The organism is Acinetobacter sp. V91_7 (genome assembly GCF_031799075.1).
Taxonomy (GTDB): domain Bacteria; phylum Pseudomonadota; class Gammaproteobacteria; order Pseudomonadales; family Moraxellaceae; genus Acinetobacter; species Acinetobacter calcoaceticus.
In genome coordinates, this window is record NZ_JAVQNT010000043.1 from 215,790 (window position 1) to 231,594 (window position 15,805).

Consider the following 15,805-nt stretch of genomic DNA (forward strand, 5'->3'; position numbering starts at 1 on the left):
TATAATAATATAAGTATAAGATTGTAGTTGTAAAAATAAATTTTTAATTTTTATTAAGATTGTTGCTATTTTTTAATTTTAATTGATAAATTATGAATATAATAACTATTTATTGTTTTAATAAAGTGATCTGGTTTAAATTTTATTCAGATTAAATTGGTAGGTATTTTAGCAGCCAGCTAAAAATTTATATTTTAAAAGCTCTATATTATTTTAAATATTGAACATTTTAAAAATCGCTATTAAAAAACCGCCCCAGAAGGCGGTTGCTGAATTTACAGCGATATATAGAAGTGTAGTGGACGATCACTTCTATATTTTTTTTAACTTATTTTTCTTCTTTTATAATTTTAGTAAAGGCATCTGATTTAAAATAATTAATAATCATCTCTCCATCATCACCTGTAGATGATGACACTTTAGGAAGTTCTTCATAGCTAAACTTAAAATCTGGAGGGATAAATTGTGAGATCGGGGGAAGCTTGGCCTCTCCTCCTGTTGTAATTCTTTCAATAAAACCTGCAAGCCAAAGAATATATTCATCTTTATTTTTATGGTTGGGCATGAGGCTCACATCCAACTTAATCGCACAGTCTTCTAACGGCTTGGTTAAGCACTCATCAAAATCTATAAAATTATATTTAAGTTTAAACTTGGTTCCTTTAATTTCCTTACGAATTACACCAACCAAATGATTTAAGGTCTCTGCTGAGCTTTCTGAAAATAAATTTTTGTCCTCAATCTTTTTGTACACATTCTCAGCGATGATTAAATATTGTGGCATCTCTATTTTCTCCCTTTTATTGTCGAGCTACTCACTCAGCCTTTTAAGGAAGTATGATAGATATTATGTTTTCCAATGTAATTGTTATGCTTCTAATTGTAATTAATGTATTTTTGTGAAAATCGTAAGCATAACCATCCGTAAAAATTAAAGATAACGCAAACTAAATCTCATTTTTATAGCAAAATTTATTCTAATCAAAAAATATGTTTAGCTCATCTAAACTTGGAAGCTGGTTATAAGATTCATCTGCCTCTATTGTGTTTGACCAGTTTGACTTTGAAAACACGCAAAAATTAAGTTTTTTTAGCACAAGAATGTCTTTATCTAATAAGCCTAATGGTATCCACATAAAATGTGTATTTCCAACTAGGTTGGGTACTGGCGATCCACATTTACTACAAAATGAAGATGTGAAACCTGTTTCCTTTTTATAAGTACGAATAAGTTCTAAACCTGATAACCATTTAAATTTGTCTTTGCCGACCAAAGTGGCCGCATTTGATCCCGTTCCCGATTGCTTTCGGCAAAGACTACAGTGGCAGTGATAGATAGTCTCTATCTCGTTGGTAATTGAAAATTTGACTTCATGACATAGACAAGAACCCACATGACTCATCTCGAGCATCCTTAAAAAATAATATTGAATATAGCATTAGGTTTAAAACGGTTAAATTTAACTTTATATTTTTAAAAGGCTATTTTTTCTTAGAAATACCTATAAAAATAAGGAATTGCTAGCGTTGAGGCTTGGCAGAATGCATTTATACCGTTTAATATGAATTTTGACATATAAATTGAATATAAAAATGCTGAGATGTGGTTATCTTGGATGCGACTTTAAAAGCTTACATGATTAATCAACTCTATCAGCAGTACAGTAGTATGGCGTTAAATGCTTGGGGCTTCACAAATAAACCTTCATATACAGATACATACAACCCTGATGAGAATGACACAGTGATTAATAGCGTTAATTGGTTGAATGATGAACAGGCTATAGAAAAAACAAGACAGGGATTAACCGCTTTTGTGGCATTAGATGATGCCTTTATTAGCATAGCTTCTCGCATGTATCTGATTCGAAATGCAAAAGAAAAAATAGACTTACAATATTATATTTGGACCAATGATTTTGTTGGAAACTTAATGCTGCATGAGTTGTTAACGGCGGCAGATCGTGGCGTAAAAATCCGCTTACTCATCGATGATCAAAATGGAGTAAAGCTTGATGGAGTTCTCAGAAGCCTTCTCCACCATCCTAATTTTGAAATTCGATTATTTAATCCATATAAATTTAGATATTTAAGAATTTTAGACTATATTTTTCGGTTTAAAAAAGTAAACCATCGCATGCATAATAAATTAATTATTGCCGATGACGTCATTGCAGTAACAGGTGGAAGAAATATTAGCAGTGAGTATTTCGACGCAAGCAGTAAGTTTCAATTTACTGATTTAGATATTTTATTTTATGGACATGCAGTACAGCATGCTCAATCTGTTTTTAATGATTTCTGGCAAAGTGATTTCAGTCAAGATGCGGTTGAGCTGGTGGGTACTTGCTCTGCACATCATTTGGAATCCCTTAGACAGCATTATGAAGAATTACTTCACGAAAATGAAAAGCATAATCAAACTGAAGACAAGCTTTACGATGCCCAAAGCTATTTAAAAGAACTTCTTGAGCACTATCCAATTCAGTGGGCAAAAGCGTATTTTGTTGCGGACTCACCCAAAAAAATCTTGGGAACAGCCTTAAAACAAGACATGCTTTATGGACAAGTTCTGGCCATTATGGGTGAACCGAAGCAGCATATAGAATTAGCTTCTGCTTATTTTGTTCCTACACAACAAGGCGCGTATTATTTAAAACAGCTAAAAGTACAAGGAGTTAAAGTCAGGGTTTTAACCAATTCTTTTGCTGCAAATGACGTGGCGATTGTGCATGCATTTTATAGTCAATATCGAGTTGAAATGCTAAAAAGTGGTGTTGAACTATTTGAGTTTAAACCATTTTTAGAACGTAGACGTAGAACATGGTATGAGGTTGTGACTGGAAGTGTGATTCCGGCAAAAGGCAAAAATAAATCGAGTTTACATGCCAAGTTTTTTGATGTAGACGGTAAAGTATTTATTGGGTCATTTAATTTTGATCCGCGTTCGACTTACTTAAATACTGAAGTGGGTCTTGTTATTGAGTCGAGTCAATTACAGGCTCAAGTTTCGGTAATGCTTGATCAGCATTTACCACAAGTTGCTTATCAGCTTAAGTTAAATAGTGAAGGAAAAATTATTTGGTTAGATTATCAATCGAATGGCCAAGTCGTGGAATATGAAAAAGACCCAGATACGAGCCTTTTCCAACGTACAATGATTAAAGCCGTTTCATATTTGCCAGTTGAATGGATGATGTAACAGCGCTTCAATTTTATTTATAAGATACCAATCTCTTTAAAGAATTTTTGATAAGCCTCTGCTTTTTTCTCTAATGCCAATGGATAAGCTCTTGAAGAGGATGGTAAGCGGTATAAATTAATATCTCGCCCTACAAAGCGAGTTGATGTAGAGGTTCCTATAAGTGGTTTTTCAGTATGCTCTGGTAAAACAGAAATTAAAGTATCAGTCGCTTTATCACCTGTAGTCATGATGGTCTGACATAGAGGAATCTGCTGAAGTAACACAGCAAGATCTGTTGGCGTTACTATTTCAAGAAATTTATCTGCGGCATTTCCCTTCAATCGCTTAATTTGGTAAGCCGTGTCAAAGATTGCAATACCTGTTTCAATCAAGAAATTTCGAATACGTTCTTCATTAAAATTTTTCTGATTTTCACTTAAAAAGTGGGTTTTATCTTGAAAAAAAATTAAACCGAAAATACGCCACATGTCATTTTGGAAATTTGGATAGTAAAAATCCATCTTCCATTTATTACGCGGTGGTGGAAAACTACCTAACATGAGTAAACGGGCATTTTCGGGTAAAAATGGTTCAAGTGGATGGGTTTCTATCTCAATTATCATAAAAAATCAGTATTTACTTAAAAATTTTATAAATAAATTAACCTATTTTCGAGTTAATCACGAGTCAAAAAATGCAATTTCTCTTCATTAAAGCGTTAAGGGAATGCTACTAAGGAGATCATTCTTGAGGAATGCTTATTTTAAAAATGCTATGTGAATGTTGATTGAGATAATCGACCTGACCTTTATGGGCAATGACTAGCGCTTGTACAACTGAAAGACCTAAGCCAGTACCGCCTAACTCTTTATTTCTTGATTGTTCTAATCTAAAGAAAGGATTAAATAAATCTTTGCGATGCTCCGCTGAAATGCCAGGCCCTTCATCTTCTATTTCAAGAATCCAGTTAGATTGGTCTTGTCTTGTTGAAACAAGTAGCTTCCCCGGATTTGCATATCGGGTAGAATTATCAAGTAAAGCAATTAAAACTTGTTCTATACGCCTTTGATCACACTTAACTTCTGATGCTTGAATGTCAAAAATGACTTTAAGCCGAGCTTTTTCTAATTTTTCTTTAAACATGTGTACGACTTTATGTGCTGTCTCATTAAAATTAATAGTTTCTAGATGAAGCCTAAGCTGCTGGTTTTCAAAAAGGCTTAATGTTCGTAAGTCTTCAACTAGATTTGACAGACCTTCAACTTGATTAAGTAAGTTCTTAAATAAGATCGGATCTGCTTCAAAAACACCATCAATAATCCCCTGTAACCTGCCCTGTAAAATAGTGACTGGAGTTCGTAACTCATGTGCAATTGCAGCATTCCAGACATGGGCATTTTCAACTGAGGTTTCGAGCTTTTGAGCCATATCATTAAAATTATCCATGAGCTCAGCAATTTCAGAAGAATGGTGGGTCGGTTTTTCTACTCGTGCAGTTAAATCCCCATGACTAATTTTTTTTGCTGCATCTGCTAATAGATTAATAGGCACAATAAAACGTTGAGCAAGCTTTATACCTAAAATAATTGATAATGCTGTGCCAAACAGAAGCACAGCAAATAACCATATGCCATCTAAATAGTGGAAAAACTCATCACTTTCTTTGAGTTTTTCAAGAGAAATAAGACCCACTTCAATTGCAATATAATAGGTGCCGTAGCCTAAAATGAGCGAACTCAATGTAACACTTAGACTGGTAAAGCTCAGTGCAATAATAAGTTGTTTACTAATTCCCGTTTTATTTTTCATGAGGATTGTCCAGCCTATAACCTACACCACGAACATTAATGAGCATATTGCGTAAGCCCAGATCTTCTATTTTCTTTCGTAGCTTGCTGACATGGCTATCGACCGTGCGTTCTAATGCATCTCGATCTGGTAAGCACTGATTCATCAGTTCAGAGCGGGTAAAAACTTTATGAGGATGAGGCAACATCAACAACAAAATTTTGTACTCAGTAAGAGTTAAATTAAGTGCTTGTTGTTTGTCATCCGAATAAATATAGGCTGTATGAATTTCTGTATTCACTTCAATATTTTTATAAATTAAGTTCCGGTTAGGCGTTTGCTGATTTTGTTGAGTACGTCGTAATACTGCTTGTACACGTGCGACCACTTCATTTGGGTTAAATGGTTTTACCACAAAGTCATCCGCACCAATTCGTAAAGCCATGACTTTATCGATTTCTTGATCTAAAGCAGTCAGCATAATTACAGGTGTAGCTGCTTTTTGCCGAATTTTATTCAGGACTTCCCACCCACTCAATTCGGGCATTTTGATATCGAGTATGACCAGATCAATGGGCTGCGTTGCATGTATTTCAATCGCCTGCTTACCATTCATGGCCCGAACAACACGCATGCCTTCGCGCTTAAGATAATGTTCAATAATATCGCCAATATCATATTCATCTTCTACGACAAGAATAAGCTTATCCTGACAGTTGAACGTAAAGCTTGACTCGAACATATGAATAAAACGTGAGAAAAATTTGATTTATCATACGCGTATTTTTTGATAAATCTCCACACTTTTTCCACATATTCGTGATTTTCGTTACACACACATCAAAAATAATGTCAGCATCTAGAAGTCCATTAGGTGTTATAAAAGTGCAAAAGCATTTTTTAGTTCCATTCGTTTTATCTTTCAGTCTTGTGTTACATGGTTGTGGGACAGAACAAGCAAGTGATCAAACACAGGTATCTACAGCTAAAGTTACCGTTATTTCAGTTCAACCGCAGCCGATTAATTTTAGCGAAAACTTACCTGCACGCGTTCAAGCTTTCAGGACTGCCGAAATTCGCCCTCAAGTTGGTGGCATTATCGAAAAAGTTTTATTTGCTCAAGGTAGTGAAGTTAAAGCTGGACAACCGCTATATAAAATAAACTCAGAGACATTTGAGGCCGATGTAAATAGTAATCGAGCTGGACTAAATAAAGCTGAAGCTGAAGTTAATCGTTTAAAAATACAACTCGAACGCTATCAGCAACTTTTACCAAGTAACGCAATTAGTAAGCAAGAAGTGAGTAACGCCGAAGCGCAATATCGACAAGCAATTGCAGATGTTGCCCAAATGAAAGCTTTGTTGGCTCGCCAAAATCTTAATTTACGGTACGCGACAGTACGAGCACCGATTTCAGGACGTATTGGTAAATCATTTGTGACTGAAGGTGCATTAGTTAGCCAAGGTGATAGCAATACTATGGCTACAATTCAACAAATTGACCGTGTGTATGTCGATGTAAAACAGTCTATTGGTGAATATGAACGCTTAAAGGCAGCTTTACAAAGTGGAGAGCTATCTGCCAACAATCAAAAAGATGTGCAAATTCTAAATAGTTTAGGACAACCCTATAACGTCTCGGCAAAAATGCTTTTTGAAGACATTAATGTTGATCCAGAGACTGGTGATGTCACCATTCGTATTGAAGTAAATAACTCTGAAAGAAAATTACTTCCGGGTATGTATGTGCGCGTCACTATTGAACGTGCTTCGGTTCCTCAGGCTTTACTCGTTCCAGAACAAGCAATTCAGCGCAATATGAACGGCGATCCGCAAGTCTACGTGGTAAATGCTAAAGGTGGTGCAGACATTCGCGCTATAGAATTAGGGCAACAATATGAGCAATTTTATCTCATCAATAAAGGGCTTAAAGCTGGCGACAAAGTTGTTGTTGAAGGTATAGAGCGTATTCAGCCAAACCAGAAGCTGGCGATTTCCGTATGGAAAGCAGCTTCAGCAGAAAATACGGCGAAGCAAGGAGACACGAAATGATGTCTCAATTCTTTATTCGCCGTCCTATTTTTGCATGGGTCATTGCGATTTTTATTATTTTATTTGGTGTACTGAGTATTCCAAAGTTACCTATTGCCCGCTTTCCGAGTGTTGCACCACCTGAGGTTAACATTACAGCAAGTTATCCAGGCGCTACTCCAAAAACTATTAATGATAGTGTGATTACCCTCATTGAACGGGAAATGTCAGGAGTAAAAAACCTACTCTACTATAGCGCCACAACCGATTCATCTGGTACCGCTGAAATTACCGCGACTTTTAAACCCGGTACTGATGTCGATATGGCTCAAGTCGATGTACAGAATAAAATTAAAGCGGTTGAAGCACGATTACCACAAGTCGTCCGCCAACAAGGTTTATCTGTCGAAGCATCTTCATCGGGTTTCTTAATGCTTGTAGGCTTAAATTCACCTAACCACCGCTATTCAGAAGTAGATTTAAGTGACTATCTGGTACGCAATGTAGTTGAAGAGCTTAAACGTGTTGAAGGTGTTGGAAAAATTCAATCCTTCGGTGCTGAGAAAGCAATGCGGATTTGGGTAGATCCAAACAAGTTGGTCTCTTATGGACTCTCAATAAGCGACGTAAACAATGCAATTCGGAATAATAATATTGATATTGCACCAGGTCGGCTTGGTGATAGGCCTTTAATTAACGGTCAACTAATTACCGTACCTTTGTCCGCTCAAGGACAGCTTGAAAATGTTGAGCAGTTCAAAAATATTAGTCTAAAGAGCAACATTAGTGGTGCCAATATTAAGTTGTCCGATGTAGCCGATGTAGAAATGGGTGCTCAGTCATATAACTTTGCCATTTTAGAAAATGGTAAACCTGCAACTGCTGCGGCGGTTCAACTTAGCCCTGGTGCCAATGCGGTAAAAACAGCGGAAGGTGTCAAACAGAAACTCGAAGAATTAAAAGTAAATTTACCCGAAGGTATGCAATTTAGTGTTCCATACGATACTGCGCCTTTTGTTAAAATTTCGATAGAAAAAGTAGTTCATACATTAATTGAAGCCATGGTTTTGGTTTTTATTGTGATGTATCTATTTCTTCATAATGTTCGCTATACCTTAATTCCTGCGATTGTGGCTCCAATTGCCCTGCTTGGTACCTTTACCATCATGCTTTTAACAGGTTACTCAATTAATGTGTTGACCATGTTCGGGATGGTGCTTGCGATCGGGATTATTGTTGATGATGCTATTGTCGTGGTCGAAAACGTCGAACGGATTATGGCAACTGAAGGTTTATCGCCTAAAGAAGCGACTTCAAAGGCCATGACTGAGATTACCAGCCCGATTATTGGTATTACGTTGGTGTTGGCAGCAGTGTTTTTACCCATGGCTTTGGCGAGCGGTTCGGTCGGCATTATCTATCGCCAGTTTACTATTACCATGTCAGTTTCAATTTTATTCTCGGCATTTTTAGCGCTCACTCTCACACCCGCCCTTTGCGCAACCTTATTAAAACCGATTGATGCACATCATCAAAAGAAGGGATTTTATGCATGGTTTGATCGTAGCTTTGACAAAGTCACAAAAAAATATGAAGTTCTTCTACTTAAAGTCGTTAAACATACTATTCCGACTTTAATCATTTTTGTGGTGATTACGGGACTAACTTTTGCAGGAATGAAATATTGGCCAACTGCTTTTATGCCTGAAGAAGATCAGGGCTGGTTTTTGACTTCATTCCAGTTACCTTCGGATGCAACAGCTGAACGAACTCAAAAAATCGTCAAAGAATTTGAAGACCATTTAAACGAGCGGTCAGATGTAAAAAGTAATATTTCAATTATGGGCTGGGGATTTAGTGGCGCTGGACAAAACGTAGCACTCGCTTTTACAACCTTAAAAGATTTTAGTGAACGTGATAAATCCACGACCGACTATACTAACTTCACTAATGCAGAAATGGCGAATAGTAAAGAAGGTACAACGATGTCGGTACTTCCTCCTGCCATTGATGAATTAGGTACATCTTCAGGCTTTAGCTTGCGCTTACAAGACAAAGCAAATTTAGGAATGCCTGCCTTAATTTCTGCACAAGAAAAACTTATGGAAATGGCTGCTCAAAACAAAAAGTTTTATATGGTTTATCCTGAAGGTTTGCCCGAAGGTGACAATATTAGCTTAAAAATAGACCGTGAGAAGTTAAGTGCTCTAGGTGTAAGCTTTGCTTCCGTTTCAGATGTTATTTCGACTTCAATGGGGTCAATGTATATCAATGATTTTCCGAACCAAGGACGAATGCAGCAAGTTATTGTTCAAGCCAATGCAAAATCACGAATGCACTTAAAAGATATTTTAAGTTTGAAGGTTGCGGGCGCAAACGGACAACTGGTTTCTCTATCTGAGGTTGTAACTCCTCAGTGGAACAAGTTACCGCAGCAATATAATCGCTACAATGGCCGTCCTTCATTAAGTATCGCTGGTGTTCCTAACATGGGTGTATCTTCTGGCGATGCGATGCGAGAAATGGAAAAACTGATTGCCAAGCTTCCTCAAGGAATCGGTTATGAGTGGACAGGTATTTCTTTGCAAGAAAAACAGTCTGAATCTCAAATGGTATTTCTTATCGCGTTATCAATGTTGGTCGTGTTTTTAGTGTTAGCTGCACTTTATGAAAGTTGGTCAATTCCGTTATCAGTTATGCTGGTTGTTCCTTTAGGAATTTTTGGTGCAATTTTAGCCATTATTCTAAGAGGAATGCCAAATGATATTTTCTTCAAAATTGGTCTGATTACCATTATTGGTCTATCTGCCAAAAATGCGATCTTAATTGTTGAGTTCGCAAAAATGCTCAAAGAAGAAGGAATGAGTTTAGTTGAAGCAGCTGTTGCAGCAGCGAAGTTACGCTTACGCCCAATTCTAATGACTTCACTTGCCTTCACTTGTGGTGTGATTCCATTGGTGATTGCAAGTGGAGCGAGTTCAGAAACTCAACATGCGCTAGGTACAGGCGTATTTGGAGGGATGATATCTGCGACTATTCTGGCAATCTTTTTTGTCCCGGTATTCTTTATATTTGTGTTGGGAGCAGCAGAAAAATTCTTCTCTAAGAAGAAAATTAGCTCTTAGTTAAATGCATTGAGGCGAAACTTATCTGTGTTTCGCCTCAATAACTTAGAAATATAAAACTGTACTAGAGAAGTAAGAATCGATTAAGAGTTAAGGACTTTAAAGACCTTGCCTGTTCTTGGATGAGCAAAGGTATTATCTTGATCTAAATTAATGACTTTATCCGAAATCACAATTTTAGAAAGTGGCAACCAGTTTTGCTCTATTCCAGCTTCGACAAAGCTTTTCTCATCAATATTTTCATAAATTTGTTCAACCACAATTTCCATACCACACATACTTTTGGCATTTACTTCTTTTAAAATATGGCGCTTTGACATTCTAGTCTCCATTTTTATTATTCGTATCAAAAATAATAAAGATTCCTCTGATACAATATGTAAATTTTAATAATGAAAGTGTTTTTTTATTTTAATCATGCTTTTGCAATAATTAAATGAATAGTTCAGTGATTATTTAATTTAAATATTATATTTAAGTTAATCTATTCAAAATAATTATTACTTTTTATTTTTAATAAAAATTAAAGGGTTCATTATCTGAACCCCTTTTTATTTAACTCTAAACTTTTACAGCGTTATCAAGCTGGCCATCATCTTGATTTTTAGCACTGTCTTTACTAATCACTGAGTCAGTATCGCTATCTGTGTTAAAACTCTTACTATTTTTTTGCTTTTTCTTGTACACACACATCCCAATCGCAATACCTGTTCCCAATACTATAATTGACTTTAACATTTTGCACCTCTTCGATTAACGGAGTATTTTTTGAAAAATCAACTTAAATTAATAGCACATAATTTGTTATTTAACGGCTTTCATTTGCTCCGCTTTTGTAAGGTATTTAATTTTTATGTTAATTAAATACCTTAATAGTTAAAAAAATAAATTTTGATACAAAGTAAAAAGCCTATTCTGTTTTTGAATAGGCTTTTACTGTATTTCAGGATTAAGCAGTATTATGAATTGCTTTAAGCAATCTTATTATCTTTAAATACACTACAAATGTATTTAATGCTGAACTTTTAGTCAAGATGGGATTGAAGGGTTTTACCAATAATTAGTAGTTATTGTGATGGAAATCACGTTTATATAATTTATAAGAAAAAACCCATTTCTACTTCTCATGAAGAAATGGGTAATGTGAAAACCACAAAAGACCTGAAATACTAAATGTTCTTACATTCAGTAAGGTTGAGTTTAGTGAATTTACCAAATGGTTGACAATTAAACCATTTGTATTTTTTTTAGTCATTTCAGCCAATCAAAAAACGCAAATAATTAGTTATGTTCAATACGTTTAGCTCTAAAACTATTCACCCAGAATCCGATAAAGCACGTTTATCCAATTCGTAAAACATAGTTTTTCAATGAGTTCGCTTGAGTAGGCTCGCTGTTGCATGCGATGAATAAGTTTATGTAAGCCCATAACATCTTCAAGCTCAGTCCCAATGAGTGCGCCGTCAAAATCAGAACCCAAAGCTACATGTTCTTCACCAAGTCGATCTATAAAATAATCTAGATGCTCTAAAATTACATCTATAGATGTATTTGCATTACGTTGCCCATCCGACCGTAAAAAAGCAACATCGAAATTCACCCCGACTATACCTTTACTTTCTCGAATTGCTTTAAGCTGCTGGTCAGTTAAATTACGGGCTTGAGGACATAAAGCATGTGCATTAGAGTGTGTTGCTACGATTGGCTGTTGCAATAGATCTACAGTATCCCAAAAAGCCTGTTCATTCATATGGGAAACATCAATCACCATTTTTTTATCAGCACATCGCTTTATAAAGGCTTTGCCGTCTTGGGTAAGACCAGCTCCTGTGTCGGGTGAGTGAGGAAACTTAGCATTCAAACCATGTCCAAACCGACTGGGCCTATTCCAAAGTGGGCCGATACTACGCAGACCTCTGTCATAAAATACATCAAGTAAATCGGAGTTTTGCTGTAAAGCTTCTGCACCTTCCATATGCAGCACAATGCCCAGTTTCTGCGTGTCTGCACAACTCTGAATATCCTGAACGGATGTGCAAATTTGAATGTCCGTAGAACGTTGCGCGAGTTGGTGTGCTATATCGAGTTGCTCTAAACAAATCTGTTCAATTTGATGCTGGGTAAAATCAGAGGCATTTTGATCAAATAATTTATTGGGATGATGATGTTGCACATAGCTAAATGGGGGTAAAAAAATGGCAAACATTCCACCAACAAAGCCTGCTTGCTGGCAGCGTTTTAAGTCAAGATGACCTGCTAAACGTTCGTGCAGAAAACCATGTACAGGATCTGCATGATCACTTAGCCATAAACGCGTTAATGCATCATTATGTCCATCAAAAACTGGAATATGGCTAGGCTTCATGGGATTCCCGCTCTTGCTATTTATCTGTAATTGTGTGGACTGGAATATTTTGTTTAGCACTTAAAGATTTAGAATTTCTACTATTCCGAAACACAAGTTGTTGTAGGGAAGCTGCTACATGACTTTCTGTACGTGCTTGCTTAATCATTTGATGATACGGCGATTTCCCACATACAGGATCAGCATTAGCAGCATCGCCGGTCAACATATAGGCCTGACAGCGGCATCCACCAAAATCTCGGTCTTTATCAGGGCAACTGCGGCAGCCCTCTGGCATCCATGCATCGCCACGGAAATGATTAAATCCAGTTGATTTGTACCAGATATCGGACAATGTATGTTCACGGACGTTTGGAAACGAAATTGGTAATTGTCGTGCTGCATGGCAAGGCAGCGCCATACCATCTGGAGCAACTGTAAAGAAGATTTTACCCCAGCCATTCATACAGGCTTTTGGTCTTTCTTCATAATAATCAGGCACTACAAAAATGAGTTTGCAGGGATGATTTTGCGCTTTTAATTTTTCTCGATATTCATTGGTAATGCGTTCGGCACGTGTTAGTTGTTCTTGTGTTGGTAGCAAACCTTGGCGGTTTAAAAAAGCCCAACCGTAAAACTGACAAATTGCTAACTCGACTGTGTCTGCATTGAGCTCTAGGCAAAGTTCAATAATTTGTTCAATCTGGTCAATATTATGCCGATGAATTACAAAATTGAGCACCATCGGATAATCATATTTTTTAACCAGTCGGCACATTTCATACTTTTGTTCAAAAGCATGCTTTGAACCGGCCAGGGCATCATTTACCACAGGATCACTAGCTTGAAAGCTCACTTGAATGTGATCTAACCCTGCTTGTTTTAGATCGGCAATGCGTTGTTCGGTGAGTCCCATGCCCGAGGTAATCAGGTTGGTATAAAACCCTTGTTGGTGAGCATGTGCAACCAGCTCTTCTAAATCTTGGCGTACCAGTGGTTCACCACCAGAAAAACCAAGTTGAACGGCGCCCATCTGGCGGGCCTGATCAAAAACATCGAACCACTCTTGGGTGGTCAGTTCATTTTTATGCTGAGCATAGTCCAATGGGTTTGAGCAATATGGGCATTGTAGCGGACAACGATAAGTGAGTTCCGCTAATAACCATAAAGGTAGGCCAACACCTTCTGTCATACCAAGTCAATCCAGTGCTGCTGCTTTGCGACCAGCATGTAATCTATTACATCCTGATCAATCTCAGCAATATCACCAAATTTTTGCTTTAACTGAGCAATAATTGCGGAAACATTTTGCTGTCCATCAATATATTGTCCGATTGCCCCTGCACTTTCATTTAACTTGATCATGCCTTCAGGATATAAAATCACAAAACCATTTTGAGCTGGCTCGAACTGAAAACGGTAACCTTGTCGCCATGTCGGCACAAGGTTTAAATCAAACTGCTCTTTATTCATTTAAATAGTCCTTTGTGCCAAACCCGTTTGCTAGTCACACTGTGATATGGTGCTTCATTGTGAACATATGCAAGTGTTAAAGCATCTAAAATGCTCCATAAAATATCCAGCTTAAACTGCAATATTTCAAGCATTCGTTCTTGTTGCTCATGAGTCGTAAATGAATCAAGCGTAATCGTTAAACCATGTTCAACATCACGGCGGGCCTGACTTAAGCGTGAACGGAAATACTCATAGCCTCTATCATCAATCCATGGGTAGTGCTGTGGCCACGACTCTAGACGTGATTGATGAATTTTTGGAGCAAACAACTCAGTTAAAGAACTACTTGCTGCTTCCCGCCATGAAGCACGACGTGCGAAGTTCACATAGGCATCTACAGCAAATTGAACCCCTGGTAAAACCAGTTCTTCAGAAATCACTTGTTCACGACTCAAGCCCACAGCCTCGGCTAACCGTAACCATGCTTCTCGACCACCACCATCAGGATATTCACCATCTTGATCGATCATGCGTTGAATCCATTCTTGACGAACGCGTTGGTCTGGGCAATTTGCCATAATGGCTGCATCTTTGAGCGGGATATTAATTTGATAGTAATAGCGGTTTGCAACCCAAGCCTGAATTTGTTGTTGAGTTGCTTTGCCTTCATACATCATCACATGAAATGGATGATAGATATGATAATACTGGCCTTTATCAATAATCGCTTGTTTAAATTGCTCTGTTGTTAAAGCTTCAGGTGTTTGAGTCATGGTTCACCTTAGAGTTCAATCTGCATGCCATCATAGGCAACTTCTACACCATTTGCTTTAAGCTCAGCAAACTGGCTAGAGTTTTCATTTAAAATTGGATTTGTATTGTTAATATGAATAAGTACTTTTTTAGGTGTACTCAGCTGATTTAAATAAGAGAGTGAACCACCTTCGCCACTAATATATAAATGACCCATTTCACGACCAGTTTTTTTACCAACCCCTGTTTGTTGCATTTCATCATCTGTCCAGAGCGTTCCATCAATCATGACGCAGTCTGAACTCTGTATAATCTGCATGATGTGATCATCAATTTTTCCAAGACCCGGTGCATAGAACAACTGTTTTTGTGTCTTATGATCTTTGATAATTAAGGCAATGTTGTCGCCATCATGGGGGTCATTTCGATGTGGTGAATACGGTGGCGCAGCACTTTTAATAATTAAAGGTAAAAATTCTAAATTTTCAAAACCATCAATTTTAAAAGCTTGTTTAGGGTTAATCTCATGATATTGAAGACCACCATTCCAATGTTTGAGCATATTAAAAACTGGAAAGCCGCTCGTTAAATCTTGGTGGACCATTTCTGTACACCACACATTCATTGGGCAACCTTCACGTAAGGTTAAAAGCCCAGTCGTATGGTCTAACTGACTGTCCATTAAAATAACGCTCGTTATTCCTGTATCACGCAATTTACGAGCTGGTTGAGCTGCTTTAAATTCGAAAAGCTGCTGACGAATATCAGGTGATGCGTTTAATAAAACCCAGTCTACGCCATTTTCTGAAACCGCAATTGATGATTGAGTACGGGGTTTGGCATTAATCGTACCTGTACGGACACCATGACAATTCGGGCAATTACAATTCCACTGCGGGAACCCGCCTCCGGCAGCTGAACCTAAAACATAAATATACATAAATTAATATCTTATTAGAAAGAGATAAGCCCTAGAACAAGACTAGGGCTTATGACATATTTGGATGAAGCTGATTAACGTGCTTCGAAGTACATTGTAACTTCAAAACCAATGCGTAAATCAGTAAAAGCGGGTTTAGTCCATTGCATAAATTATCTCCGGTTCATATTAATCTTGTGAAATTA

16 protein-coding genes are annotated in these 15,805 nt (G+C 37.2%); 3 read left to right on the forward strand and 13 right to left on the reverse strand.

Going from position 1 to position 15,805, the window contains the following annotated elements; genetic code table 11:
- Window positions 1-328: 328 nt before the first annotated feature.
- Window positions 329-784: a hypothetical protein gene (locus RMB03_RS15915; RefSeq protein WP_311076889.1), complete on the reverse strand. Its 456-nt coding sequence runs from the start codon at window positions 782-784 to the stop codon at window positions 329-331.
- Between the two features lie 193 nt (window positions 785-977).
- A complete protein-coding gene (locus tag RMB03_RS15920) occupies window positions 978-1,412 on the reverse strand; it encodes a GFA family protein (protein ID WP_311076890.1) in 435 nt (144 codons plus the stop codon).
- A gap of 200 nt (window positions 1,413-1,612) precedes the next feature.
- Here RMB03_RS15920 and RMB03_RS15925 point away from each other — a divergent pair, with 200 nt between their 5' ends.
- Window positions 1,613-3,202 carry a phospholipase D family protein gene (locus RMB03_RS15925; protein ID WP_311076891.1) on the forward strand — a complete coding sequence of 530 codons (1,590 nt, stop codon included), beginning with the start codon at window positions 1,613-1,615 and terminating at the stop codon, window positions 3,200-3,202.
- Between the two features lie 17 nt (window positions 3,203-3,219).
- Here RMB03_RS15925 and RMB03_RS15930 read toward each other — a convergent pair whose 3' ends face one another.
- The 3 genes from RMB03_RS15930 to adeR form a co-directional block, all read right to left on the reverse strand.
- Window positions 3,220-3,807, reverse strand: coding sequence for a uracil-DNA glycosylase family protein (locus RMB03_RS15930; RefSeq protein WP_311076892.1), 588 nt, complete (start codon window positions 3,805-3,807; stop codon window positions 3,220-3,222).
- 118 nt (window positions 3,808-3,925) lie between these two features.
- A complete protein-coding gene (gene adeS / locus RMB03_RS15935) occupies window positions 3,926-4,993 on the reverse strand; it encodes a two-component sensor histidine kinase AdeS (protein WP_311076893.1) in 1,068 nt (355 codons plus the stop codon).
- Entirely contained in the window at window positions 4,983-5,714 is a 732-nt protein-coding gene (adeR, locus tag RMB03_RS15940; protein ID WP_311076894.1) for an efflux system response regulator transcription factor AdeR, read from the reverse strand. The genes adeS and adeR overlap by 11 nt, the downstream gene beginning before the upstream one ends.
- A 143-nt stretch (window positions 5,715-5,857) precedes the next feature.
- Between adeR and RMB03_RS15945 the strand changes: the two genes are divergently transcribed.
- Window positions 5,858-7,024: an efflux RND transporter periplasmic adaptor subunit gene (locus RMB03_RS15945; protein ID WP_311076895.1), complete on the forward strand. Its 1,167-nt coding sequence runs from the start codon at window positions 5,858-5,860 to the stop codon at window positions 7,022-7,024.
- On the forward strand, window positions 7,021-10,128 hold the full coding sequence (locus RMB03_RS15950; RefSeq protein WP_311076896.1) for an efflux RND transporter permease subunit: 3,108 nt from the start codon (window positions 7,021-7,023) through the stop codon (window positions 10,126-10,128). The genes RMB03_RS15945 and RMB03_RS15950 overlap by 4 nt, the downstream gene beginning before the upstream one ends.
- Before the next feature lie 83 nt (window positions 10,129-10,211).
- Here the strand turns inward: RMB03_RS15950 and RMB03_RS15955 are convergent, their stop codons facing one another.
- The 8 genes from RMB03_RS15955 to pqqA all read right to left on the reverse strand — a co-directional run bounded on the left by RMB03_RS15955 (window position 10,212) and on the right by pqqA (window position 15,769).
- Window positions 10,212-10,448, reverse strand: coding sequence for a hypothetical protein (locus RMB03_RS15955; RefSeq protein ID WP_005040740.1), 237 nt, complete (start codon window positions 10,446-10,448; stop codon window positions 10,212-10,214).
- 241 nt (window positions 10,449-10,689) lie between these two features.
- Window positions 10,690-10,866 (reverse strand): hypothetical protein, encoded by a 177-nt coding sequence (locus RMB03_RS15960; RefSeq protein ID WP_003651752.1) that lies wholly within the window; start codon window positions 10,864-10,866, stop codon window positions 10,690-10,692.
- Window positions 10,867-11,440: 574 nt separating this feature from the next.
- On the reverse strand, window positions 11,441-12,493 hold the full coding sequence (locus tag RMB03_RS15965) for a dipeptidase (RefSeq protein WP_311076897.1): 1,053 nt from the start codon (window positions 12,491-12,493) through the stop codon (window positions 11,441-11,443).
- A gap of 16 nt (window positions 12,494-12,509) precedes the next feature.
- Window positions 12,510-13,664 (reverse strand): pyrroloquinoline quinone biosynthesis protein PqqE, encoded by a 1,155-nt coding sequence (gene pqqE / locus RMB03_RS15970; protein ID WP_311076898.1) that lies wholly within the window; start codon window positions 13,662-13,664, stop codon window positions 12,510-12,512.
- On the reverse strand, window positions 13,661-13,945 hold the full coding sequence (gene pqqD / locus RMB03_RS15975) for a pyrroloquinoline quinone biosynthesis peptide chaperone PqqD (RefSeq protein WP_003651748.1): 285 nt from the start codon (window positions 13,943-13,945) through the stop codon (window positions 13,661-13,663). The genes pqqE and pqqD overlap by 4 nt, the downstream gene beginning before the upstream one ends.
- Window positions 13,942-14,700 carry a pyrroloquinoline-quinone synthase PqqC gene (pqqC, locus tag RMB03_RS15980; RefSeq protein ID WP_311076899.1) on the reverse strand — a complete coding sequence of 253 codons (759 nt, stop codon included), beginning with the start codon at window positions 14,698-14,700 and terminating at the stop codon, window positions 13,942-13,944. The genes pqqD and pqqC overlap by 4 nt, the downstream gene beginning before the upstream one ends.
- Window positions 14,701-14,708: 8 nt before the next feature.
- Window positions 14,709-15,620, reverse strand: a complete 912-nt coding sequence (gene pqqB / locus RMB03_RS15985; protein WP_311076900.1) for a pyrroloquinoline quinone biosynthesis protein PqqB — start codon at window positions 15,618-15,620, stop codon at window positions 14,709-14,711.
- 74 nt (window positions 15,621-15,694) lie between these two features.
- Window positions 15,695-15,769: a pyrroloquinoline quinone precursor peptide PqqA gene (gene pqqA / locus RMB03_RS15990; RefSeq protein WP_001982218.1), complete on the reverse strand. Its 75-nt coding sequence runs from the start codon at window positions 15,767-15,769 to the stop codon at window positions 15,695-15,697.
- Between the last annotated feature and the right edge of the window lie 36 nt (window positions 15,770-15,805).